The organism is Pseudoxanthomonas koreensis, from assembly GCF_010093225.1.
Lineage (GTDB): Bacteria > Pseudomonadota > Gammaproteobacteria > Xanthomonadales > Xanthomonadaceae > Pseudoxanthomonas > Pseudoxanthomonas koreensis.
This window is the reverse complement of record NZ_PDWM01000009.1, coordinates 51377-72372: the sequence shown is the minus strand read 5'-3', so window position 1 is coordinate 72372 and position 20996 is coordinate 51377. Positions and strand designations below refer to the sequence as shown.

Here is a 20996-nt window from a genome sequence, read left to right as displayed (position 1 = left end):
GCCTGCCGGCGCCGCGGACCGGCCGCACCCTTCTTCAGTCCGGAGTCGCTAAGCGGAATGCAGTCCTCCTCGGGGCCGGGCCACTGGCTGGCCCATGCCCGCTACCGCCTGGCGCACCTGCGCGGCCTGCTCCGTCGCGGCCTGGCCAGCCTGCGCAGCCGCGGCTGGCGGACGACCTGGCAACGGGCGCTGCTGCAGCTGCGGCCGCCACCGCCACCGCCGCAGGTCCCGCTGTACCGGCCGGAACCGGCGCCGTTCGCGCCGTTCGCGGTGCCGGCCGCGATCGACGGCGCCGCGCCGCGGGCGAGCATCGTCATCCCGGTCTTCAACCACCGCCAGGCCACCCTGGCCTGCCTGCGCGCACTGGCCGCGCATCCGCCAGCCGCCGCCTGCGCAGGCGGTGGGCTCGAAATCATCGTGGTCGACGACGGCAGCAGCGACGGCACCGACGCCTGGATGGCGCAGGTCGAAGGCCTGCGCTACCACCGCCGCGCCGCCAACGGCGGCTTCATCGCCGCCTGCAACGACGGCGCCGCGCTGGCCCGCGGCGAGTACCTGGTCTTCCTCAACAACGACACGATCCCGCAGCCGGGCTGGCTGGACGCGCTGCTGGACATCTTCGCCACGCATCCGGATACCGGCATGGCCGTGGCCCAGCTGCTGTACCCCGACGGGCGACTGCAGGAGGCCGGCGGCGTGACCTTCGACGATGGCGCCGCCTGGAGCTACGGCCGCTTCGAAGCGGCCGACGATCCGCGCTATGCCTATGTGCGCGAGGCCGACTACGGCTCCGGCGCGGCGCTGGCGATCCCGCGCGCGCTGTTCGCCGAGGCTGGCGGCTTCGATCCGCGCTACGCACCGGCCTATTACGAGGACACCGACCTGGCCTTCGCGGTGCGCGCGCTCGGACGCAAGCTGCGCTACCAGCCGCGCAGCCGCGTGCTGCACGACGAGGGCACCACTGCCGGCACCGACACCGGCAGCGGCACCAAGGCCTCGCAGGTGCGCAACCAGGCCGTGTTCGCGCACAAGTGGGCCGACGCGCTGCGCGGGCGGCCGGCGCCTGGCACGCTGCCCACGCCGGCACTGCTGCATGCCGGCCAGCGCAACGTGCTGGTGGTCGACGAGGCGGTACCGCGGCCGGACCACGACTCGGCATCGCTGCGACAGTTCAACCTCATCCGCATGCTGCGCGACGGCGGCGCGCACGTGGCCTTCCTGCCGACCGGGCTGGCGCACGGCGGCGACGCCACCGTGGCGCTGCAGCAGCTGGGCGTGGAAACCTGGTACGCGCCGTACGCGCCATCCGCGCCGGCCTGGCTGCGCCGGCATGCGCAACGCTTCGACGTGATCGTGCTCACCCGCCACCACCTGGCCAGCGCGTTCCTGCCGCTGCTGCGGCGGCATGCGCCACGGGCGCGGCTGGTGTTCGACACGGTCGACCTGCATCACCTGCGCGAGCGCCGCGGCGCGCAGCTGGCCGGCGACGCGGCGGCCCTGCGCGCGGCCGGGGCGGTGCGCGAACACGAGCTGGCGGCGATGGCCGCCGCCGACGTCACCCTGGTGGTCAGCGCCGAGGAACAGGCGCAGCTGGCGCGCGAGGCGCCCGGCGTACGCGTGGAACTGCTGTCCAACCTGCACGAAGTGGCCGGCCCGGGCCTGGACTTCGACGCGCGCGCCGACCTGGTGTTCGTCGGCGGCTTCCGCCATCCGCCGAACGTGGACGCGGTGCTGTGGTTCGCGCGGGAGGTGTTCCCGGCGATCCGCCAGGCACTGCCGGCGGTGCGCTTCCACTGCATCGGCGCCGCGCCGCCGCCGGAAGTGCGCGCGCTCGGCGAAGCCGACGGCATCGTGGTCCATGGCCACGTGGCCGACATCGCGCCGTACATGGACGGCGCGCGGGTGGCGGTGGCGCCGCTGCGCTTCGGCGCCGGGGTCAAGGGCAAGGTCAACCTGAGCATGGCCCATGGCCAGCCGGTGGTGGCCACCACCTGCGCGGTGGAAGGCATGTACCTCCGCGATGGCGTGGACGTGGTGGTGGCAGACACGGCCGAAGCCTTCGCCGCCGCGGTGGTGGCGCTGTACCGCGACCGCGGACGCTGGCAACGGCAGGCGCACGCGGGGCTGGAGAACGTGGCCCGGCATTTCTCGCCGCAGGCCGCCGCCGCCGCCGTGCAGCGGGTGTTTTTCCTGTAGGAGCCCACTTCAGGGGGCGACCCCGCGCTGTCCGGACAGCGCCGCAATCAACGCAGCATCTCCGGAGCCGTGGCTGTTGAACGCGGCCGTGTGCAGCCGTCGCCGGGTCGCCCCCTGAAGTGGGCTCCTACAACGGCGCGTTGCCGCGGGCGCGGGCGAGGCGGGCGGCGAGGTCGTCCAGGCCGGGGGTGGCCGGGTCCAGCGCGCGTGCCGACGCCAGTGCGCGTGCGGCTGTTTCCAGTTCGCCGGCGCGCAGGCGCTCTTCGCCTACCGCGAGCCAGCGCTGCGCCAGCCGCGGGCGCGCCGCGCGCAACGCCGGGTCGGCCGGCGCCAGCACCTGCCAGGCCTCGGGGCAGCCCTGCGCGGTGCGCAGGCGATTGTCGCGCAGCGCCGCGTCGCCGCAGCCGGCTGCCGCTTCGTGCATGCGTGCAGCCGCGGCGCGCACCGCCGGCGCGTCGGGCGCCAATGCCTGCGCCGCGCGCAGCTGGTCGTACGCGCTCGCACCCGGCGGCTCGATCCATTCGCCGCGCTGCATGGCCTGGTCGAATCCTTCCAGCGCGCGCTGCAGTTGCCTGGACTGCGCGCGTCCGGTCGGTGCCGCCGGCAGACGCCGACGCGCGACCTCGCGCGAACGCTCGAGCTCGCGTGCGGCGTCCTCGACTTCGGCATCGCCGGGGGCGAGCGCGCGCGCCAGTTCCAGCGCATGCGTGGCCTCATCGAAGTGGAAATCGCCCGCCTGCTGGCGGGCGCGCCGCGCCAGTGCATGTGCGGTGCGCTGCGCCCCCTGCGCCACCGCGGCATCCTCCGGCGCCACCTCGCGCAGGCCGGTGAAGCGCGCGGCCGCCGCTTCGAGGCGGCCTGCGCGCAGGTCCGCACCGGCCCGGCGCGCCTGCGCGGCCAGTGCGCGCGACCAGGCCGCCTGCAGGGCGGGGAGCTGCGCATGGCCCGGATCGTGGCGCCGCGCCTGCGCGATGACGCGCGCAGCGGTGGCCAGATCGCCCGTCTCCAGCGCGGCGGGTACGCCCTCCAGCAGCAGTGCCAGCGCATCCTCGCGTCCTTCCAGCGCGGCCGCGTCGCCTGGCTCCAGTGCCAGCCATTGCGCGTGGAGTTGCAACGCAAGTTCCGCATCACCGGCTGCGAGTGCCGCGGCGGCACGCGCACGCAATGCGGGCAGGTCGATGCCGGAGGCCTCGGCCTGCCGCAGTGCCGCTTCCACCGGTTCGATCCGTGCCCGCGGCACCTGCAGCCCGGTGGCCAGATCCAGCCAGTGCCGCGCCTCGGCCGGCCGGCCCGCCGCGATCGACGTCCGCGCCCGCTGCAACGCCGCCAACCCGACCCGCGCCAGTCCCGCGCGGGCCTCGCCGCGATCGCTGTCCAGCGCCTGCGCGGCCTCGAACTTCTGCCGCGCACCCTGCCCGTCGGCCTGGTCCAGGCGCCCGGCCGCCAGCGCCGCCTCGCCCTCGGCCAGCAGCGTGTCGATGCGCGCCTGCGGCCACAGCCGCTCGCCCAGCGGCTGCCGCAATGCCGCCAGCAGCAGGACCGCCGCGACCAGCACCACGCACAGCAGCGGCACGTGCCGACGCCAGCCGGCGACCGGCGGGAACGTCCGTTGCGGACCGTTGCGCGTGCGCATGGCGGGGCCGGGACTCAGGACGGGATCGATGGAATCATCCGCCGCAGCTTAGCCCGGGTGCGCAAGGCCACCGTCACGCCGTGGCATTGCCGATGCCACCGCACGGCGCCCCGGTGCGGCGCTGCTGCGGCGCCGGTCGCTCGTCCAGCGATGCCACCGGGCCACAAACGCGAACGGCCCGCGCAGGCCGTCCGGAACCAACAATGCGACTGCCGCCGCGGGCGATCAGTCGTCGCCCTTGGACAGGTCGTCGTCGGCCACCACTTCGGCGGCGGCCCACTCCAGCGCTTCGCGCTCGGCGCGCTCGCGCTCGGCCTTCTCGACTTCGTCGATCAGGGCATTGTCGATGGTACGGGCCGCGATCTCGCGCAGGGCCAGCACGGTCGGCTTGTCGTCGCTCTCGCTGTTGTCCAGCGTGGCCGGCACGCCGTTGGCCAGCTGGCGGGCGCGCTTGGAGGCCATCATGACCAGTTCGAAGCGGTTGTCGACCACTTCCAGGCAATCTTCGACGGTGATACGGGCCATAGGGGTTCCAGGCGACTGCGGTCGCCGCTCGTTGAAAGGGGATCGGGCGCGGAGTGTACGCCCCGGGGCCCGCCGCCGGCAAGCCACGAGGCTGAACGGACCTTTGCAATCAACGGCTTACCGACAGGCGGCGGCTGCGCAAGGGCGACGGCTCCCGGCATGGATGGCCGCCCTCCCCTGTAGGAGCCCACTTCAGGGGGCGACCCGGTTGCAATGAAGGTGCAGCGCTCAACGCGTGGCCCCCGGAGCGGTCGCGTTGTCCGCGGCTGCGGCCGGGCGGCGTCGGGTCGCCCCCTGAAGTGGGCTCCTACAGGGGGGGATCGCTACGCGTCGGGGGCGAGCAGCGCGGCGATCAGGGTGGCGTGGCGTTCTTCCTGCTGCGCCCTGCGCAGGCGGCTGGCGGTGAACACCGCGCACATGTCGTCCACCGCGGTTTCGAACACCTCGTTCACCACCACGTAGTCGAACTCGGCGTAGTGCGACATCTCCTCGCGCGCCGCCGCCAGCCGCTGCGCGATCACCGCCTCGCTGTCCTGGCCGCGCGAGCGCATCCGCTGCTCCAGCGCCGCGCGCGACGGCGGCAGGATGAACACGCTGACCGCGTCGGGCACCTTGCGCCGCACCTGCAGCGCGCCCTGCCAGTCGATCTCCAGCAGCACGTCGTGCCCGGCCGCCAGCTGCGGCTCCACCGACTGCCGCGCCGTGCCCTTCCAGTCGCCATGCACGCGCGCGTATTCGAAGAAGTCGCCGGCCTCGATCATCGACTGGAATTCGTCGGCCGAGACGAAGTGGTAGTGCTGCGCATGCCGCTCGCCCGGCCGCGGCGCGCGCGAGGTGAACGAGATCGACAGGCGGATGTGCGCATCACGCGCCAGCACCGCGTTGACGATGCTGCTCTTGCCGGCGCCCGACGGCGCAGCGACGACGAAAAGGGTACCGCGCATCTGGCTCATTCGATGTTCTGCACCTGTTCGCGGACCTGGTCGATCAGCACCTTCAGTTCCACTGCCGCGGCCGAGGTGCGTGCGTCCACCGACTTCGACCCCAGGGTGTTGGCCTCGCGGTTGAACTCCTGCAGCAGGAAATCCAGGCGCCGCCCGACCGGCTCGCGCTGGCCCAGCACCCGGCGGATCTCGGCGATGTGGCTGCCGAGCCGGTCCAGCTCCTCGTCCACGTCCAGCTTCTGCAGCCACAGCACCAGCTCCTGCTCGGCGCGGCCCGGGTCGACCGGGTGCGGCAGGTCGGCCAGGCGCGCGGCCAGCTTGGCCCGCTGGCCGTCGCGGATCGCCGGGATCAGCGTGCGCACCTCGCCGGCGATGCGCTCGATCGCATCCACCCGCTCGGAGATCGCCGCGCCCAGCTTGGCGCCCTCGCGCTCGCGCGCGAGCACGAACTCGTCCAGCACCTGCTCCAGCAGCGCCAGCGCCTGCGCCTGCAGCGCCTCGCCGTCGGCGGCCGGCGCCTGCATCACGCCGGGCAGCTGCAGCAGTTCGGTGAACTCCACCCGCAGTTGCGGGAACTTCGGTTCCAGCTGCTGCGCCAGCGCGCCCAGCTGCTCGAGTAGGGCCTCGTTCACCGCCAGCGCCACCGCCGATTCCGGCGCGCGCAGGCGCAGCACCAGGTCCAGCTTGCCGCGCTGGACCCGCGCGGCGACGCGCTCGCGCAGCAGCGGTTCCAGCACGCGCAGCTCGTCGGCCAGGCGCAGCCCGGTCTCCAGGAAGCGGTGGTTCACCGAACGCAGTTCGCAGCCCAGCACGCCCCACGGGGTGGCCCGTTCGCCGCTGGCGAAGGCGGTCATGCTGCGGATCATGCGCGGGTTTCCTGGCCGGGCCGGACATTGCCGGCAAGGCGCGAATGGTAATCTAGCCGCCCTTCCGCGGCACCCGCCGCGTGCCGCGCGGCCTTCGCCGTCCCCGGCCGGCCGCACGCGCCGCCGCCCTCCCCACGCCTACGGAATCCCTGCATGACCGTCGTCCGCCCCAGTGGCCGCGCCCCCGACCAGCTGCGCGAAGTGCGCATCGAACGCGGCTACACCCGCCACGCCGAAGGCTCGGTGCTGGTCAGTTTCGGCCACACCCGGGTGCTGTGCACCGCCAGCGTCGACAACAAGGTGCCGGCCTTCCTGCGCGGCAAGGGCGAAGGCTGGGTCACCGCCGAGTACGGCATGCTGCCGCGCTCCACCCACACCCGCTCCGACCGCGAAGCGGCGCGTGGCAAGCAGGGCGGCCGCCCCCTCGAGATCCAGCGCCTGATCGGCCGCACCCTGCGCGCCTGCATCGACCGCAACGCGCTGGGCGAACGCCCCATCACCCTGGACTGCGACGTGCTGCAGGCCGACGGCGGCACCCGCACCGCCGCGATCACCGGCGCCTACGTGGCGCTGGTGGATGCAGTGCGCTGGCTGCAGAAGAAGCGCGAGATCACCCGCGATCCGGTGTTCGGCGCGGTCGCCGCGGTCTCGGTCGGCGTGTACCAGGGCGTACCGGTGCTGGACCTGGACTACGCCGAGGACAGCGCCTGCGACACCGACATGAACGTGGTGATGAACGACGGCGGCGGCTTCATCGAACTGCAAGGCACGGCCGAGGGCCACGCCTTCCGCCGCACCGAACTCGACGCGCTGCTGGCCCTGGCCGAACAGGGCATCGGCGAACTGCTCGCCGCGCAGCAGGCGGCGCTGGCGCGGGCATGAACGGCACCGGCGCCAGCGGCGCGGCCACCGGCGCCACGCGGGTGCCGCGATGACCCGCCTGGTCCTGGCCAGCGGCAACGCCGGCAAGCTGGCCGAGCTGCGCGCGCTGCTCGCCGATACCGGCGCGCAACTACTCCCGCAGTCGGACCTGGGCGTGGCCGACGTCGAGGAGACCGGCCTGAGCTTCGTCGAGAACGCACTGCTCAAGGCACGCCACGCCGCCCGCGCCACCGGCCTGCCGGCGCTGGCCGACGATTCGGGCCTGTGCGTGGACGCGCTCGGCGGCGCGCCGGGCCTGCATTCGGCGCGCTACGCCGGCGGCCACGGCGACAGCGCGGCCAACATCACCAGGCTGCTGGGCGAACTGGAAGGCCTGAACCCGCAGTGGCGCACCGCGCACTTCTACGCGGTGATCGTGCTGCTGCGCCATGCGGAAGATCCGCAGCCGCTGGTGGCCGAAGGCGTGTGGCCGGGGCTGATCCTCGACGCGCCACGCGGCAGCGGCGGCTTCGGCTACGACCCGGTGTTCCTGGATACCACGCACGGGCTGTCGGCCGCTGAACTCGAGCCGGCGCTGAAGAACCGGATCAGCCACCGCGGCCGCGCCCTGGCGCAGCTGCGCGAACGCCTGCCGGCGGCGCTGGCGGCGCTGCGCTGAGGCGCCCTTTTCGGCCCACATGACGCCCGCCCTGGTCCCGCCGCCGCTTTCCCTGTACGTGCACCTGCCCTGGTGCGTGCGCAAGTGCCCGTACTGCGACTTCAACTCGCACGCGGCCAAGGGCGCGCTGCCGTTCGACGCCTATGTCGATGCGCTGGTGCGCGACCTGGAGCAGGACCTGCCGCTGGCGTGGGGCCGCACCGTGCACAGCGTGTTCTTCGGCGGCGGCACGCCCAGCCTGTTCCCGCCCGCCGCGATCGAACGGATCCTGCAGGCCGCGTCGGCACGTCTGCGCTTCGCGCCCGATGCGGAGATCACCCTGGAGGCGAACCCAGGCACCGCCGAGCACGGCCGCTTCGACGGCTACCGCGCCGCCGGCGTCAACCGGATCAGCTTCGGCATCCAGAGCTTCGACGACGGCTGCCTGCAGCGACTGGGCCGGATCCACGACAGCCGCGAAGCCGAGGCGGCGGTGAAGCTGGCCCAGGACGCCGGCTTCGACAACCTCAACCTGGACCTGATGTACGCCCTGCCCGGCCAGGACCTGGGCATGGCACTGGCCGACCTGGAGCGCGCCTTCGCCCTGCAGCCGGCGCACGTCAGCCACTACCAGCTCACCCTGGAACCGAACACGGTGTTCTTCGCCCGGCCGCCGCAGGGCATCCCGGACGAGGACGACGCCTGGGACATCCAGGAGCGCTGCCAGGCACTGCTGGCCGACGCCGGCTTCGCCCATTACGAGACCAGCGCCTACGCCCGCCCGGGCCGGCAGTGCGCGCACAACCTCAACTACTGGCGCTACGGCGACTACCTGGGGATCGGTGCCGGCGCGCACGGCAAGATCACCCTGGGCGCCGAACAGGCGATCCTGCGGCGCTGGAAGCACAAGCACCCGGCCACGTGGATGGAAACCGCCGGCAGCCCCGTCTCGATCGGCGGCGACGACCGGATCGGCCCGGAACGCCGCACCTTCGAGTACATGCTCAACGCCTTGCGCCTGCACGAGGGCTTCGCCCTGGCGGACTTCGAGGCCCGCACCGGCCTGCGCGGCGACAGCCTGCAGCCGCAGCTGGCCCTGGCGCGCGAACGCGAATGGCTGGTGATCGAGGACAACCGGGTGCGGCCGACCTCCCTGGGCCAGCGCTTCGCCAACGACGTGATCGCCCTGTTCCTCTGACCGCTGCCGGCGCTGTGGCCCGGTCCGCACAAACGTGTTAAATACGCTTTCACAGGGGAGCCGGGCCACCGGATGTCAGTCAATGTCCGCCCATCGTCGAATGCCGCGGCAGCGCTCCGCACGCTTGCGGGTGCGTCGCTGCCGGCGCGCGTGCGCCACCTGCTCGAGGCAGTGAACACCCTGGCCGGGCAGAGCCTGACCACCTCGCTCAACCTGGCCCTCAACGAATTCGAACGGCAGCTGTTCAAGCAGGCCGACCGCGCGCGCAGCAGCCAGCACCAGGCCGAGCACTTCGCCGAACTGCAGCGGCTGCGCCAGAACCGCGCCGACCTGGTGCCGCGCTATCTCACCGGGCTGGAAGCCTCGCTGGCGCGGCTGCGCGAACCGCCCGAGGCCGAGCCGGCCGCGGCGACCAAGCCCGACCCGCTGCAGTACCAGCGCCTGACCCTGGTCGAGGACACCGACCTGGACCGCGACATCGTCCTGCGCGAGATCGGCCGCCGCGAGGCCCAGCGCGGCGCCACCCCGCTGCTGCTGCTGGGCCAGCGCTTCGGCGTGCTCGCCGGGCGCCCGGCGTTCGATCCGGAACACCTGCCGATCGGCCCGTACGCGCTGTGCCGCGTGCTGCGCGACGCCGGCGAGGCGCTGCAGGTGAACCTGGACTCGCAACTGCTGCTGTACCGGGTGTTCGAGCGCCAGGTGATGGAACGCTACGGCGAACTGGTCGAACGGCTCAACGTGCTGCTCACCCACGAGGGCGTGCTGCCGGGGCTGGTCTACCTCCCGTACCGCCCGCGCACCCAGGGGCAGAGCCGCGGCCGCGGCAACCCCACAGGCTCGGCCGGCGCGGTCAGCCAGCGCCCGCTCACCGGCTGGCACAGCCAGGCGCGTCCGTCGGCCTGGAGTGGCGCACTGATGGCAGGGCTGGCCTCGCGCCAGGCCGGTGGCGACGGCAGCGAAGGCATCGCCGGCGAGGCCGCCGCGGCCACCGCTACGGGCGAGGCTGCTGCAGCCGGGGACATGCCGGAACAGGCAGTGTTCGCCGCGCTGCAGGGCATGCTCTCCGAGCACCGCGTGGCCGGCGGCGCCGATCCGTCGCCGTCCGCGCCCGGGGTGATCCTGCCGCTGGACGCGGTGGTCAACGTGCTCGGCGCGATGCAGGCGATGCCCGCGCCGCAGCGCGCATCCGGGCGCCGGCGGCGCACCGTCGACGACCTGCGCCAGGCCATGCTCGCCCGGGTCCGCGAATCGCATGGGCCCGAGGCGGGCCTTTCGCAGGAACACAGCGACACCTTCGACCTGCTCGGCATGCTGTACCACGAGATCGGCCGCGAAGTGCACGTGGACGCGCCGGCGCAGGACCTGCTCGAGCGCCTGCAGGTGCCGGTGGTCCGCGCCGCGGTGCAGGACCGCAGCTTCTTCGTCCGCGACCAGCACCCGGCGCGCGAGCTGCTCAACTCGGTGGCCGAGTCCGGCGCGACCTGGCTCTCCGACGACGACGGCGACCCGCAACTGGTCCTGCGCCTGGAGCAGGCGGTGGACCGGGTGGTGGAGGAATACCAGGGCGACGAAGGCGTGTTCGAGCGCGCCAACCGCGAGGTGCAGGAGCACTACCGGGCGCAGGCGCACAAGGCCGAGGTCAGCGAACGCCGCCAGGTCGAGGCCGCGCGCGGCCGCGACCGCCTGGAGACGGCCAAGCGCAACGCCGTGGCGTCCATCGCCGCGCGCCTGGGCGAGCGCAAGCCGCCGCAGTTCGTCCAGGCCCTGCTCAACCAGGCCTGGGCCGACGTGCTGACCCTGACCGCGCTGCGCCATGGCGAGGAGTCGGAGGAGTGGCGCCAGCGCGAGGAAGCGACCTCGCGGATCATCGACATCACCTGCGTGGCCGACGCACCACCGGACCCGGAGCTGGCCGGCCAGATCGACGCCGCGCTGCGCCAGGTCGGCTACCACGAGGACGAGGCCAGCGCGATCGCACGCCGGCTCTCGCGCAGCGACGACGACGAGAACACCTCGCGCACCGAACTCACCGCCAAGCTCAAGGCGCGCGCGCGCCTGGGCGAGGGCGACGGCGCCACGAAGAAGGTCAAGCCGCCGCCGCGCAACGCTGCCGAGCAGGCCTGCTACGAGCACCTGCGCACGCTGCCGTTCGGCACCTGGTTCGAGTTCGTGCACAACCAGCAGGGCGACGCGCGCCGGCAGCGGCTTTCCTGGTACAGCCCGGTGACCGACAACGCGCTGTTCGTCAACACGCGCGGGCACAAGGTCGGCGAGCAGTCGATGGACAGCCTGGCGCGACTGATGGCGCAGGGGCAGGCGCGGATCGTCACCGAGGACAAGGGCCGGCTGATCGACAGGGCCTGGCAGGCAACGCTCAAGGCGTTGCGCGGGCTCACGGGGCGGGGCGAGGCAATGGACGGCGACCTGGGGACGGCAAACGCATGATCCACGATTCGCGCCGGGCGCCGCGCCGCCATGTCACCGACAGCGTGCCGGTGATCGACACCATGACCGACGAGGTGGTCGGGCAGCTGGGCAACATCTCCGAGAGCGGGATGCTGCTGATCGCGACCGCGCCGCTGGTGGAGGACGGGCTGTACCAGTTGCGTTTCCATCTCGGCAGCCGTCCGCAGGCGATCAACGTCGGGGTCCACCTGCTGTGGCTGGTGGAGGCGAACACGCCGGGGCAGAGCTGGTGCGGGTTCCGCTTCCTGACCATCTCCGACGAGCAGCGCAACCAGGTCCGTGCCTGGGTGGGTGCGGGCGAGGAAACTCCGGCGCACTGATTGCGTTCTTCCCAACCGGGGGAAGGCAGGAGCAGTAGAGTCCAAAGCATCGTCTCCGGCGGGGGCCGCCGCACCCTGGCTATATGGCCCACCCTTCGGGACGACATCCTGTCTTTACTCAGGGCCGTGGCACATCCATGTGCCACTTGGGCCATATAGCCAGGGTGCGACGTCCTGTCGCGACTTTTGGGGCGTGGCTTCTACGGGACCACGGTGAAGCAGGACCGGCTTTACGGGTCGGTAAAGCGTGGATCGGGCAAAATGGCGTTCCTTTACCAGCCTGTCCGTGCCGATGAACGTTGCCGATCCCGCCCTGCTCTATCCGCAACAACTGGCCGTGCTGCAGGCGCGGGCCGACGAGGCGCTGGCGCGCAGCGGCCGCGACCACCTGCTGATCCCGAGCGGACGGCGGCATTACCAGGTGTTCGACGACCGCGATTATCCGTTCGCGGTCAATCCGCACTTCAAGCACTGGCTGCCGCTGACCACCGTCACCGACAGCTGGCTGGTGCACACGCCGGGGCAGCGGCCCAAGGTGATCTACCTGCAGCCGTTCGACTACTGGCACGTGGTGCCGGAGGCGCCGGGCGGATGGTGGGTGGAGCATGTGGAGGTGCACGTGATCCGCACGCCGGAAGAGGCGCTGGCGCTGCTGCCGCCGGTGGCGCGCTGCGCGATCCTGGGCGAGGCCAACAGCGCGCTGGGCGAATACGTCCCCGACAACCCGGCCGCGGCGCTGGACTACCTGCACTACCAGCGTTCGTACAAGACCCCGTACGAGGTCGCGCTGATGCGGGTGGCGCAGCGCAGGGCCGCACATGCGCACCGGGCCGCGGAGCGTGCGTTCCGCGCCGGCGCCAGCGAGTTCGACATCCACATGGCCTACTGCGCGGCGGCGCGCCAGGACGCGACCGAGGTGCCGTACCAGAACATCGTCGCGCTCGATACGCACGGCGCGGTCCTGCACTACACCGAGCTGGACCGCGAGCCGCCGGCCACGCCGCTGAGCTTCCTGATCGACGCCGGTGCCAGCCATTGCGGCTATGCGGCCGACATCACCCGCACCTACGCCATGGACCGCGGCAGCGAGTTCCAGGCGATGGTCGACGCGGTGGACGCGGCGCAGCAGGCGATGTGCGCGGGCGTGCGCGCCGGGGTCGACTACCGGCAGCTGCACGTGGACGCGCACCTGTCGCTGATGGGCATCCTCGCGGACTTCGGCGTGCTGAAGGTTTCGCCGGAGGCGGCTCTGGCCACCGGGGTGAGCGCGGCGTTCTTCCCGCACGGGCTGGGCCATCCGATCGGGCTGCAGGTGCACGATGTCGCCGGTTTCGCCGCCAGCGACCGCGGCGGCACGATCCCGCGGCCGGAGGGCCATCCTTACCTGCGCATGACCCGGGTGCTGGAGCCGGGGATGGTCGTGACCATCGAGCCGGGCCTGTACTTCATCGACATGCTGCTGGACGAGGTGAAGAAGAACGGCCACGCGGGCAGCGTCGACTGGGCGCGGGTGGACGCGTTCCGCCCCTACGGCGGGATCCGCATCGAGGACGACGTGCTGTGCACGGGCGATGCGCCCGAGAACCTGACCCGTCCGGCGTTCGGCGAATAGACCCGCCGCCTCCCGTGGAGCGGGGCTCGCCCAGCTGCTCCGCCTCAGCCCGGGATCAGCCCGGGATCAGCGTATTGATCACGTGGCCGAGGTACTCGTCGAATTCCTCGTGGGTCATCTTCGGCTGCTGCGGGCGCAGCTGCAGGAAGCCGACGTAGGCCGCGTAGGTCAGCCGCGCGCGGTTCTGCGATTCGTTGCGGCCCAGGCCGGCCTGGCGGAACGAGGCGGTCAGGTACTCCAGGCGCCGCTGCGACACCCGCTGGATCACCGGGCCCACCGCCGGATGGTCCAGCGCCTTGAGCAGTTCGCTGTAGATCGCGTGCGGCTTGGTCTCGTGGCCGACCAGCTGGAACAGCTGGCGCAGCCGCTCGCGCGGGTCGGGCACCTCTTCCAGGCTGCCGAACACCTGTTCCTGCTCGACTTCCTCCCAGCGCTCCAGCGCGGCCTGCAGCAGCGCGTCGCGCGAGGGGAAATGCCAGTAGAAGCTGCCCTTGGTCACGCCCAGGCGCCGCGCCAGCGGCTCGACCGCAACCGCGGCCACGCCCTGTTCGGCGATGACGTCGAGGGCGACCTGGGCCCAGGCGGCCGCGCTCAGGCGCGAACTGCGGGCGGGGGCGGGCGGCGGGGTCGAAGGCGGGGCAGTCGTGTTCATGTCGGGATTTAACCATACGCCGCAGTGCGTTGCAGTACGTCGTTTCAGCGGAAACCGTCACGATTCCCCAGCCGGATCAAGGCGCCGGCGGCTCCCGTGGCAGGCGCGGACCACCCCATACGCGCTCGTATTGACTTTCCCGGAGATCGATCCATACCATCTCGTATGGATTCGGCCACCACTCCTCGCCCGTTGCCCACCGACCTGCGCCTGGACGGCGCCGGGCTGGCGCTGGCCGCGAGCCGGCACGACTCCGCCAGCGATGGCGAAGTGGAACCGTCGGTGCTGTACGCGCACGGCTTCGGCCAGACCCGCCACGCCTGGTCGGCCACCGCGACCACCCTGGCCGCGCGCGGTCGCGGCGGCCTGGCCTACGACGCCCGCGGCCATGGCGGCTCGGAGCGCAACGCCGCCGGCGATCCCTATACCGGCCACCAGTTCACCGACGACCTGATCGTGCTGGCCGGCGCACTGTCGCGCCCGCCGGTGCTGGTCGCCGCGTCGATGGGCGGCCTGTTCGGCCTGCTCGCCGAAGCGCGCTGGCCGGGCCTGTTCCGGGCGATGGTGCTGGTCGACATCACCCCGCGCTGGGAGACCGCCGGGGTCGAACGCATCCTCGGCTTCATGACCGCCTTCCCCGCCGGCTTCGACTCGCTCGAGCACGCCGCCGCGGCGATCGCCGCCTACCTGCCGCACCGCGCCGGCCGCAAGTCGTCCGCTTCGCTGCGCGGACTGCTGCACGAAGGCGACGACGGGCGCTGGCGCTGGCCCTGGGATCCGCGCCTGGTCGACGAGCTCGCACGCGACAGCGAGCGCCACCAGGACGACATCGCCGAGGCCACCCGCGCGGTGCGCTGCCCGCTGCTGCTGGTCAGCGGCGGTCGCAGCGACCTGGTGTCCGCGCGCACCGTCGCCGACTTCCTCGAACTGGCGCCGCATGCGCGCCATGTGCAGCTCGCCGGCGCCACGCATATGCTGGCCGGCGACGACAACGATGGTTTTACCGCCACCGTGCTGGAATACCTGGTGGAACTGGACCGGACCGAGGGGACCGGCAGTTCCACCGTGCAAAGGGCGCACCCGCCCGTCACCGGAGCAGTCCCATGAGCATTGCCGCACCCATCCTGGCCTTCGTGCTGATCGGCGGGTTCGCCGCCTACCCCCGCCTGCGCCCGGCGGCCTGGGCCGCACTGCTGGCCGCCCCCCTGGGCGCCTGCTGGCTGCTCGGCGCCAGCCATGCCGCCACCGCGACGGTCGCCATCGTCTCGGCGCTGTTCGCGGTGCCGCTGCTGACCCCGGCGATCCGCAAGCCGCTGATCGTGGCGCCGCTGCTGGACGTGTTCCGCCGGATCCTGCCGCCGCTGTCGCAGACCGAGCGCATCGCCCTGGAGACCGGCTCGGTCGGCTTCGAGGGCGAGCTGTTCACCGGCGACCCGGACTGGCAGATGCTGCTCGACTTCCCGAAGCCGCAGCTCACCACCGAGGAGCAGGCCTTCCTCGACGGCCCGACCGAAGAACTGTGCCGGATGATCAACGACTGGGAGATCACCCACGTCCACGCCGACCTGCCGCCGGAGCTGTGGGACTTCATCAAGAAGAACCGCTTCTTCGGCATGATCATTCCCAAGCAGTACGGCGGCCTGGGCTTCTCCGCGCTGGCCCACCACAAGGTGATCCAGAAGATCGCCTCGATCTCCTCGGTGGTCAGTTCGACCGTGGGCGTGCCCAACTCGCTGGGTCCGGGCGAGCTGCTCAACCACTACGGCACCCAGGAACAGAAGGACTATTACCTGCCGCGCCTGGCGATCGGCCAGGAAGTGCCGTGCTTCGGCCTCACCGGCCCGTTCGCCGGCTCCGACGCCACGTCCATCCCGGACTTCGGCATCGTCTGCAAGGGCGAGTGGAACGGCGCCAACGTCCTGGGCGTGAAGCTGACCTTCGACAAGCGCTACATCACCCTGGCGCCGGTGGCCACGCTGATCGGCCTGGCGTTCCGCATGTACGACCCGGACGGCCTGATCGGCGACACCCGCGACATCGGCATCACCCTGGCGCTGCTGCCGCGCGACACCGAGGGCGTGGAAGTCGGCCGCCGCCACTTCCCGCTGAACTCGCCGTTCCAGAACGGCCCGATCCGCGGGCGCGAGGTGTTCATCCCGCTGAGCCAGCTGATCGGCGGCGCGGAGATGGCCGGCAAGGGCTGGAACATGCTCAACGAGTGCCTGGCCGTGGGCCGCTCGATCACCCTGCCCTCCACCGCCTCGGGCGGCGCCAAGTTCGGCGCCCGCGTGACCGGCGCCTATGCGCGCATCCGCAAGCAGTTCGGCCTGTCGATCGGCCGCTTCGAGGGCGTGGAGGAAGCACTGGCCCGGATCGGTGGCAAGGCCTACACGATCAGCGCGCTTTCGCAGGCCACCGCGGCGGCCGTGGATCGCGGCGACGTGCCGTCGGTGCCGTCGGCCATCGCGAAGTACCATTGCAACAACATGGGCCGCGAGGTCGTGTCCGACGTGATGGACGTGATCGGCGGCAAGGGAATCATCCTCGGGCCGCGCAACTTCGCCGGCCGCAGCTGGCAGGCCGCGCCGATCGGGATCACCGTGGAAGGCGCCAACATCATGACCCGCAGCCTGCTGATCTTCGGCCAGGGCGCGATCCTGTGCCATCCGTGGGTGATGAAGGAGATGAAGGCCGCGCAGGACCTGGACCGCAAGGCCGCGCTGGAAGCGTTCGACGAGAGCCTGGCCGGGCACGTGCGCTTCGGCATCTCCAACGCGTTCCGCTCGTTCTGGTTCGGCCTCACCGGCTCGAAGATCGGCGCCGCCCCGGGAGACGATTACACCCGCCCGTTCTTCCGCAAGCTCGACCGCTACGCCGCCAACCTGGCGCTGATGGCCGACGTGTCGATGCTGCTGCTGGGCGGCAAGCTCAAGTTCAAGGAATCGCTGTCCGGCCGCCTGGGCGACGTGCTCAGCCACCTGTACATGGCCGGCGCGGTGCTCAAGCGCCACCATGACGAGGGCGCGCCGGAAGCCGACAAGCCGCTGCTGGCGTGGAGCATGTACAACAGCTTCAACGAGATCGAGTCCGCGCTGTCCGACGCGCTGCGCAACTTCCCGATCCGTCCGGTCGGCTGGGCGCTGTGGGCGCTGGTGTTCCCGCTCGGCCGCCGCGCCGAAGCCCCGGGCGACCGCCTCAACCACCGCGTGGCCTCGCTGCTGATGGCACCGAACGAAGCGCGCGACCGCCTGGGCGTCGGCGTGTTCCTGACCCCGTGCGCGAACAACCCGGGCGGCCGCATCGACAGCTACCTGGCCAGGGCGGTGCAGGCCGAGCCGGTGGAGCGCAAGTTCCTCAAGGCGCTCAAGACCAAGGGCATCGAGGCGCTGGAGTTCCCCGCGCAGCTGGACGAAGCCGTGGCCGAGGGCGTGATCACCGCCGAGGAGCGCAAGCTGCTGGAAGAGCTGCGCGAGATCACCCTGGAGACGATCACCGTGGACGACTTCGACGTCCACGAGCTGCGCGCGGCCAGCTACTACGACCTGCCGCGGCCGGGCAAGCGCGAAGCGGCCTGATCCGCAGCGTGCCCTGGACGCGACACCTCGACGGCGGGCTTCGGCCCGCCGTCTTCGTGTCGAGCGCCGGGCGGGGGCAGCGGGGCAAGCCCCGCTGCCCTCCGCAGGTCTCAGGTGGCGCTGCCCACCGGCGTCGCGGGGGCGTCGTGCGCCTCCGTGGGGTGCCCCCCGGGCAGCTTCTTTTCCTCGCGCAGCAGGCGCCAAGCGCTGGCGGTCATCAGTCCCGCCATCAGCAGGCCGAACCCGAACACCACCTGCGAACCGAACGCGGCAAGCGCCCTGTAGGTCCACGAGAAGGTGAGCTCGCCGCCGCGGAAGAACGCCGTGTCGATCGCCGCTCCGGCCTTGTAACGCCATTGCCGGTCGACCCGGGTATAGATGGTCTCGCGGCCCGGCTTCATCAGCGAGAACTCGTTCGAGCGGGTCACCACCTGGACGATGCCAACCACGATCGGCAACGGCGAGGCGGTCAGCACGGCGAAACCGAGCAGCAGCGCGGCCATCGGGATCAGGAGCACCGGCGCCAACCCGAAACGCGACAACAGCCAGCGGGTGGCGAACAACTGCACCACCAGGGTCAGTACGTTCACCGCGATGTCGATGCCGGCGTAGAAGGCGGTGCGTGCCTCGGCGGTATCGAAGGCCTCGCGCGCGATCACCGCCTGCTGGTTGTAGAGCAGCTGGCCGACGCCGACGCCGAGGAACACCAGCGCAGCCATCCAGCGCAACAGCGGTTCCTTCGCGATCAGCTTCAACCCGGCCAGCACGTCGCCGCCCATAGCGCTCTCGTTGTCGCGGCCGGTCTTCATCTCGCGCTGCAAGGCCCAGCGGCGCAGGCGCCAGATGCAAACCACGCACGCGGCCAGGAACGCGGCGGACACCAGCATGAGGTTGGCCAGTCCCACCTTCTCGACCAGCGCACGGGTGATGAGCGGGCCGGTGAACGCGCCGATGGTGCCGGCGGCGCCGATGTAGCCGTAGTACTTCTTCGCCTCGCCGTGGGAGAACACGTCGGCCATGAAGCTCCAGAACACCGCCACCGAGAACACGTTGAACACGGTCACCCACAGGAAGAACGCCATCCCGCGCCCGGCCACCTGGCTGTCGAACAACAGGTAGAAGCCGAGCAGGCACAGGATGAAGAAGCCGAACAGCACCGGCATGAACACCCGGCGGGGGAAGCGGCTGACCAGGGCGCCGTACAGCGGCTGCGCGACCAGGATCAGGATGAAGGAACAGGTGGACAGCACCTGCAGGATCACTTCCTGCAACGAAATGCCGTGGTCGGCGAAGAATCCGATCATCGCCGGCGGGAACACGGCCTCGACGTCGCTGGACGCGCCCATAGCGTCCCGCACCGGCCGCAGCACGTAATAGCCGCTGAGCAGGCAGAAGAAGTAGACGAACGACCACATCAGCGGCGGCGACTCGGCCAGCGCCGAGCGGAGCCGGCCGAGCCGGGAGGAGGCCGTGTCTGCAGCAGTCATGGGCAAGGCATTCCTGGGGGTCGTCCCGGCCGGCGCGCGCAGGCCCGTCCTTGGCGCGCACGGTATCCGATGCACTGCAACATCGCCAGCGTTCCGCGCCCGCCTGAGCGCAGGGAAGACCGTGCCGCACCATGCCGCCCGGGCTTGCGCCGGACGACACGCAACCGACAGCATCCATCTGCGGCCAGCGGCCGCCATCCAGGGGGAACGCGTGTACGACTACATCATCATCGGCGCCGGCTCGGCCGGCTGCGTGCTGGCCGCCCGCCTCAGCGAGGACCCCGCCTGCCGGGTGCTGCTGCTCGAGGCCGGCCCGCGCGACTGGAACCCGCTGATCCACATGCCCGCCGGCCTCGGCCGCCTGGTCAACAACCGCACGGTCAACTGGGACTACAGCACGGAGCCGGAGCCGCAGCTGCACGGCCGCCGCCTGTGGTGGCCGCGCGGCAAGGTGCTGGGCGGCTCCAGCTCGATCAACGCCATGTGCTACACCCGCGGCGTCCCCGCCGACTACGACGCATGGGCGCAGGCCGGAGCGGACGGCTGGAACTGGAACAGCCTGCTGCCGTACTTCCTGCGCGCCGAAGGCAACGCGCGCGGCGCCAGCGCGCTGCACGGCGGCGACGGCCCGCTGGGCGTATCCGACCTGCGCCACCGCAACCCGCTGTCGGAGCTGTTCGTCGAAGCGGGCGTGCAGGCCGGCTGGGCGCGCAACGACGACTTCAACGGCCCGCGCCAGGACGGCGTCGGCTTCTACCAGGTCACCCAGCGCGACGGCGCGCGCTGCTCGGCGGCGGCGGCCTACCTGGCGCCGGCGCGCGGACGGCCGAACCTGGACGTGGCCACCGGCGCGCGGGCGCAGCGGATCCTGCTCACGGACGGCCGTGCCACCGGCGTGGAATACCGCCAGGGCCGCGCGCTCCACCGTGCCCTCGCCGCCGGCGAGGTGCTGCTGAGCGGCGGCGCGATCAACTCGCCGCAGCTGCTGATGCTGTCGGGCATCGGTCCTGCCGACGAACTGCGCGCGCACGGCATCGCGGTGCAGGCCGACCTGCCCGGCGTCGGCGCCAACCTGCAGGACCACCTCGACATCTGCACCCTGCACCACTGCCCGCCCGGGCTCAGCTACGACCGCGCCAGCGAGCTGAAGATCGGCTTCGACTGGTTCCTGCGCGGCCGCCGCGGCGCCGGCAGCAGCAACATCGCCGAGGCCGGCGGTTTCGTCCGCTCGGCCCTGGCCACCGACGCGCGCCCCGACGTGCAGTTCCACTTCGTCCCGGCGATGCTCGACGACCACGGCCGCCACCGCCTGGCCGGAGACGGCTTCACCGTGCACGCCTGCTTCCTGCGGCCGCTCAGCCGCGGCCGCATCGGCCTGCGCGACGCCGACCCGCGCTCGCCGGCGCGGATCGAGGCCAACTACCTGTCCGACGCCGAAGGCTTCGACCTGCGGATGATGGTCGAGTGCGCGAAGCTGTCGCGCGAACTGCTGCGCCAGCCGGCCTTCGACAGCGTGCGCGGCGCGCCGATCTTCCCGGCGCGCGACGACCTGTCGGACGCGGAACTGGTCGACTTCGTCCGCGCCAAGGCCGAGACCATCTACCACCCGGTCGGCACCTGCCGCATGGGCACGGACGAGGACGCGGTGGTCGATCCGCAACTGCGGGTGCGCGGTATCGAAGGCCTGCGCGTAGTCGACGCCTCGGTGATGCCGACCCTCGTCGGCGGCAACACCAACGCCCCCACCATCGCGATCGCCGAGCGCGCCGCCGACCTCATCCGCACCCCGTAGCCCCCCTGTAGGAGCCCGCATGAGGGCGACCCGACGCAGCCGATCGGGGCCGCGTATGGCGCGGTGGCTCCGGAGACCCTGGTCAAGGGCAAGGCACGGCGACTTCCCACGACGTCGGGTCGCCCTCATGCGGGCTCCTACAAGAGGCGCGACGCCATCGGAACGGACGGCCACGAAGCGCAACGCCGCGGGCAGATTGGCCCGCAGTGCG

At 71.9% G+C, this 20996-nt stretch carries 16 protein-coding genes; 10 read left to right on the top strand and 6 right to left on the bottom strand.

Annotated features, from left to right (window positions below; all coding sequences use genetic code 11):
* Positions 1 to 57: 57 nt before the first annotated feature.
* Complete coding sequence (locus CSC64_RS04650; protein WP_162434160.1) at positions 58 to 2196, top strand: glycosyltransferase; 2139 nt, start codon at positions 58 to 60, stop codon at positions 2194 to 2196.
* A gap of 127 nt (positions 2197 to 2323) precedes the next feature.
* Here the strand turns inward: CSC64_RS04650 and CSC64_RS04645 are convergent, their stop codons facing one another.
* The 4 genes from CSC64_RS04645 to CSC64_RS04630 form a co-directional block, all read right to left on the bottom strand.
* Positions 2324 to 3829 carry a hypothetical protein gene (locus tag CSC64_RS04645; protein WP_162434159.1) on the bottom strand — a complete coding sequence of 502 codons (1506 nt, stop codon included), beginning with the start codon at positions 3827 to 3829 and terminating at the stop codon, positions 2324 to 2326.
* A 225-nt stretch (positions 3830 to 4054) separates the two neighbouring features.
* Positions 4055 to 4354, bottom strand: coding sequence for a DNA-directed RNA polymerase subunit omega (rpoZ, locus tag CSC64_RS04640; protein ID WP_052630794.1), 300 nt, complete (start codon positions 4352 to 4354; stop codon positions 4055 to 4057).
* Positions 4355 to 4677: 323 nt separating this feature from the next.
* The gene (gene gmk, locus CSC64_RS04635; RefSeq protein ID WP_162434158.1) at positions 4678 to 5298 is read right to left on the bottom strand and encodes a guanylate kinase; all 621 of its coding nucleotides are present in this window, start codon (positions 5296 to 5298) and stop codon (positions 4678 to 4680) included.
* Positions 5299 to 5303: 5 nt separating this feature from the next.
* Positions 5304 to 6164, bottom strand: a complete 861-nt coding sequence (locus CSC64_RS04630) for a YicC/YloC family endoribonuclease (RefSeq protein WP_162434157.1) — start codon at positions 6162 to 6164, stop codon at positions 5304 to 5306.
* Between the two features lie 153 nt (positions 6165 to 6317).
* Here CSC64_RS04630 and rph point away from each other — a divergent pair, with 153 nt between their 5' ends.
* From rph to pepQ, 6 genes are all read left to right on the top strand, one after another.
* Positions 6318 to 7046: a ribonuclease PH gene (gene rph, locus CSC64_RS04625; RefSeq protein ID WP_162434156.1), complete on the top strand. Its 729-nt coding sequence runs from the start codon at positions 6318 to 6320 to the stop codon at positions 7044 to 7046.
* Positions 7047 to 7095: 49 nt separating this feature from the next.
* Positions 7096 to 7704, top strand: a complete 609-nt coding sequence (gene rdgB, locus CSC64_RS04620; RefSeq protein ID WP_162434155.1) for an RdgB/HAM1 family non-canonical purine NTP pyrophosphatase — start codon at positions 7096 to 7098, stop codon at positions 7702 to 7704.
* A 19-nt stretch (positions 7705 to 7723) separates the two neighbouring features.
* Positions 7724 to 8881: a radical SAM family heme chaperone HemW gene (hemW, locus tag CSC64_RS04615; RefSeq protein ID WP_162434154.1), complete on the top strand. Its 1158-nt coding sequence runs from the start codon at positions 7724 to 7726 to the stop codon at positions 8879 to 8881.
* Between the two features lie 72 nt (positions 8882 to 8953).
* Complete coding sequence (locus CSC64_RS04610; protein WP_162434153.1) at positions 8954 to 11326, top strand: DUF1631 domain-containing protein; 2373 nt, start codon at positions 8954 to 8956, stop codon at positions 11324 to 11326.
* Positions 11323 to 11667, top strand: coding sequence for a PilZ domain-containing protein (locus tag CSC64_RS04605; protein ID WP_162434152.1), 345 nt, complete (start codon positions 11323 to 11325; stop codon positions 11665 to 11667). Before CSC64_RS04610 ends, CSC64_RS04605 begins: the two co-directional genes overlap by 4 nt.
* 247 nt (positions 11668 to 11914) lie before the next feature.
* Positions 11915 to 13279, top strand: a complete 1365-nt coding sequence (pepQ, locus tag CSC64_RS04600) for a Xaa-Pro dipeptidase (protein WP_425501672.1) — start codon at positions 11915 to 11917, stop codon at positions 13277 to 13279.
* Positions 13280 to 13334: 55 nt separating this feature from the next.
* On the opposite strand, the gene CSC64_RS04595 is transcribed toward pepQ, so the two are convergent.
* Entirely contained in the window at positions 13335 to 13931 is a 597-nt protein-coding gene (locus CSC64_RS04595; RefSeq protein ID WP_162434150.1) for a TetR/AcrR family transcriptional regulator, read from the bottom strand.
* A 165-nt stretch (positions 13932 to 14096) separates the two neighbouring features.
* Between CSC64_RS04595 and CSC64_RS04590 the strand changes: the two genes are divergently transcribed.
* The gene (locus CSC64_RS04590) at positions 14097 to 15038 is read left to right on the top strand and encodes an alpha/beta fold hydrolase (protein WP_162434149.1); all 942 of its coding nucleotides are present in this window, start codon (positions 14097 to 14099) and stop codon (positions 15036 to 15038) included.
* Positions 15035 to 17506, top strand: a complete 2472-nt coding sequence (locus CSC64_RS04585) for an acyl-CoA dehydrogenase (RefSeq protein WP_162434148.1) — start codon at positions 15035 to 15037, stop codon at positions 17504 to 17506. The genes CSC64_RS04590 and CSC64_RS04585 overlap by 4 nt, the downstream gene beginning before the upstream one ends.
* A gap of 110 nt (positions 17507 to 17616) precedes the next feature.
* On the opposite strand, the gene CSC64_RS04580 is transcribed toward CSC64_RS04585, so the two are convergent.
* Positions 17617 to 18993: an NTP/NDP exchange transporter gene (locus tag CSC64_RS04580; protein ID WP_162434147.1), complete on the bottom strand. Its 1377-nt coding sequence runs from the start codon at positions 18991 to 18993 to the stop codon at positions 17617 to 17619.
* A gap of 211 nt (positions 18994 to 19204) precedes the next feature.
* Between CSC64_RS04580 and CSC64_RS04575 the strand changes: the two genes are divergently transcribed.
* Positions 19205 to 20785, top strand: coding sequence for a GMC family oxidoreductase (locus CSC64_RS04575; RefSeq protein WP_162434146.1), 1581 nt, complete (start codon positions 19205 to 19207; stop codon positions 20783 to 20785).
* Positions 20786 to 20996: the final 211 nt, after the last annotated feature.

Coding starts and splice junctions, on each gene's coding strand:
- CSC64_RS04650 (WP_162434160.1), top strand. CDS start 58: ATGCAGTCCTCCTCGGGGCCGGGCCACTGGCTGGCCCATGCCCGCTAC.
- CSC64_RS04645 (WP_162434159.1), bottom strand. CDS start 3,829: ATGCGCACGCGCAACGGTCCGCAACGGACGTTCCCGCCGGTCGCCGGC.
- rpoZ (WP_052630794.1), bottom strand. CDS start 4,354: ATGGCCCGTATCACCGTCGAAGATTGCCTGGAAGTGGTCGACAACCGC.
- gmk (WP_162434158.1), bottom strand. CDS start 5,298: ATGCGCGGTACCCTTTTCGTCGTCGCTGCGCCGTCGGGCGCCGGCAAG.
- CSC64_RS04630 (WP_162434157.1), bottom strand. CDS start 6,164: ATGATCCGCAGCATGACCGCCTTCGCCAGCGGCGAACGGGCCACCCCG.
- rph (WP_162434156.1), top strand. CDS start 6,318: ATGACCGTCGTCCGCCCCAGTGGCCGCGCCCCCGACCAGCTGCGCGAA.
- rdgB (WP_162434155.1), top strand. CDS start 7,096: ATGACCCGCCTGGTCCTGGCCAGCGGCAACGCCGGCAAGCTGGCCGAG.
- hemW (WP_162434154.1), top strand. CDS start 7,724: ATGACGCCCGCCCTGGTCCCGCCGCCGCTTTCCCTGTACGTGCACCTG.
- CSC64_RS04610 (WP_162434153.1), top strand. CDS start 8,954: ATGTCAGTCAATGTCCGCCCATCGTCGAATGCCGCGGCAGCGCTCCGC.
- CSC64_RS04605 (WP_162434152.1), top strand. CDS start 11,323: ATGATCCACGATTCGCGCCGGGCGCCGCGCCGCCATGTCACCGACAGC.
- CSC64_RS04595 (WP_162434150.1), bottom strand. CDS start 13,931: ATGAACACGACTGCCCCGCCTTCGACCCCGCCGCCCGCCCCCGCCCGC.
- CSC64_RS04590 (WP_162434149.1), top strand. CDS start 14,097: ATGGATTCGGCCACCACTCCTCGCCCGTTGCCCACCGACCTGCGCCTG.
- CSC64_RS04585 (WP_162434148.1), top strand. CDS start 15,035: ATGAGCATTGCCGCACCCATCCTGGCCTTCGTGCTGATCGGCGGGTTC.
- CSC64_RS04580 (WP_162434147.1), bottom strand. CDS start 18,993: ATGACTGCTGCAGACACGGCCTCCTCCCGGCTCGGCCGGCTCCGCTCG.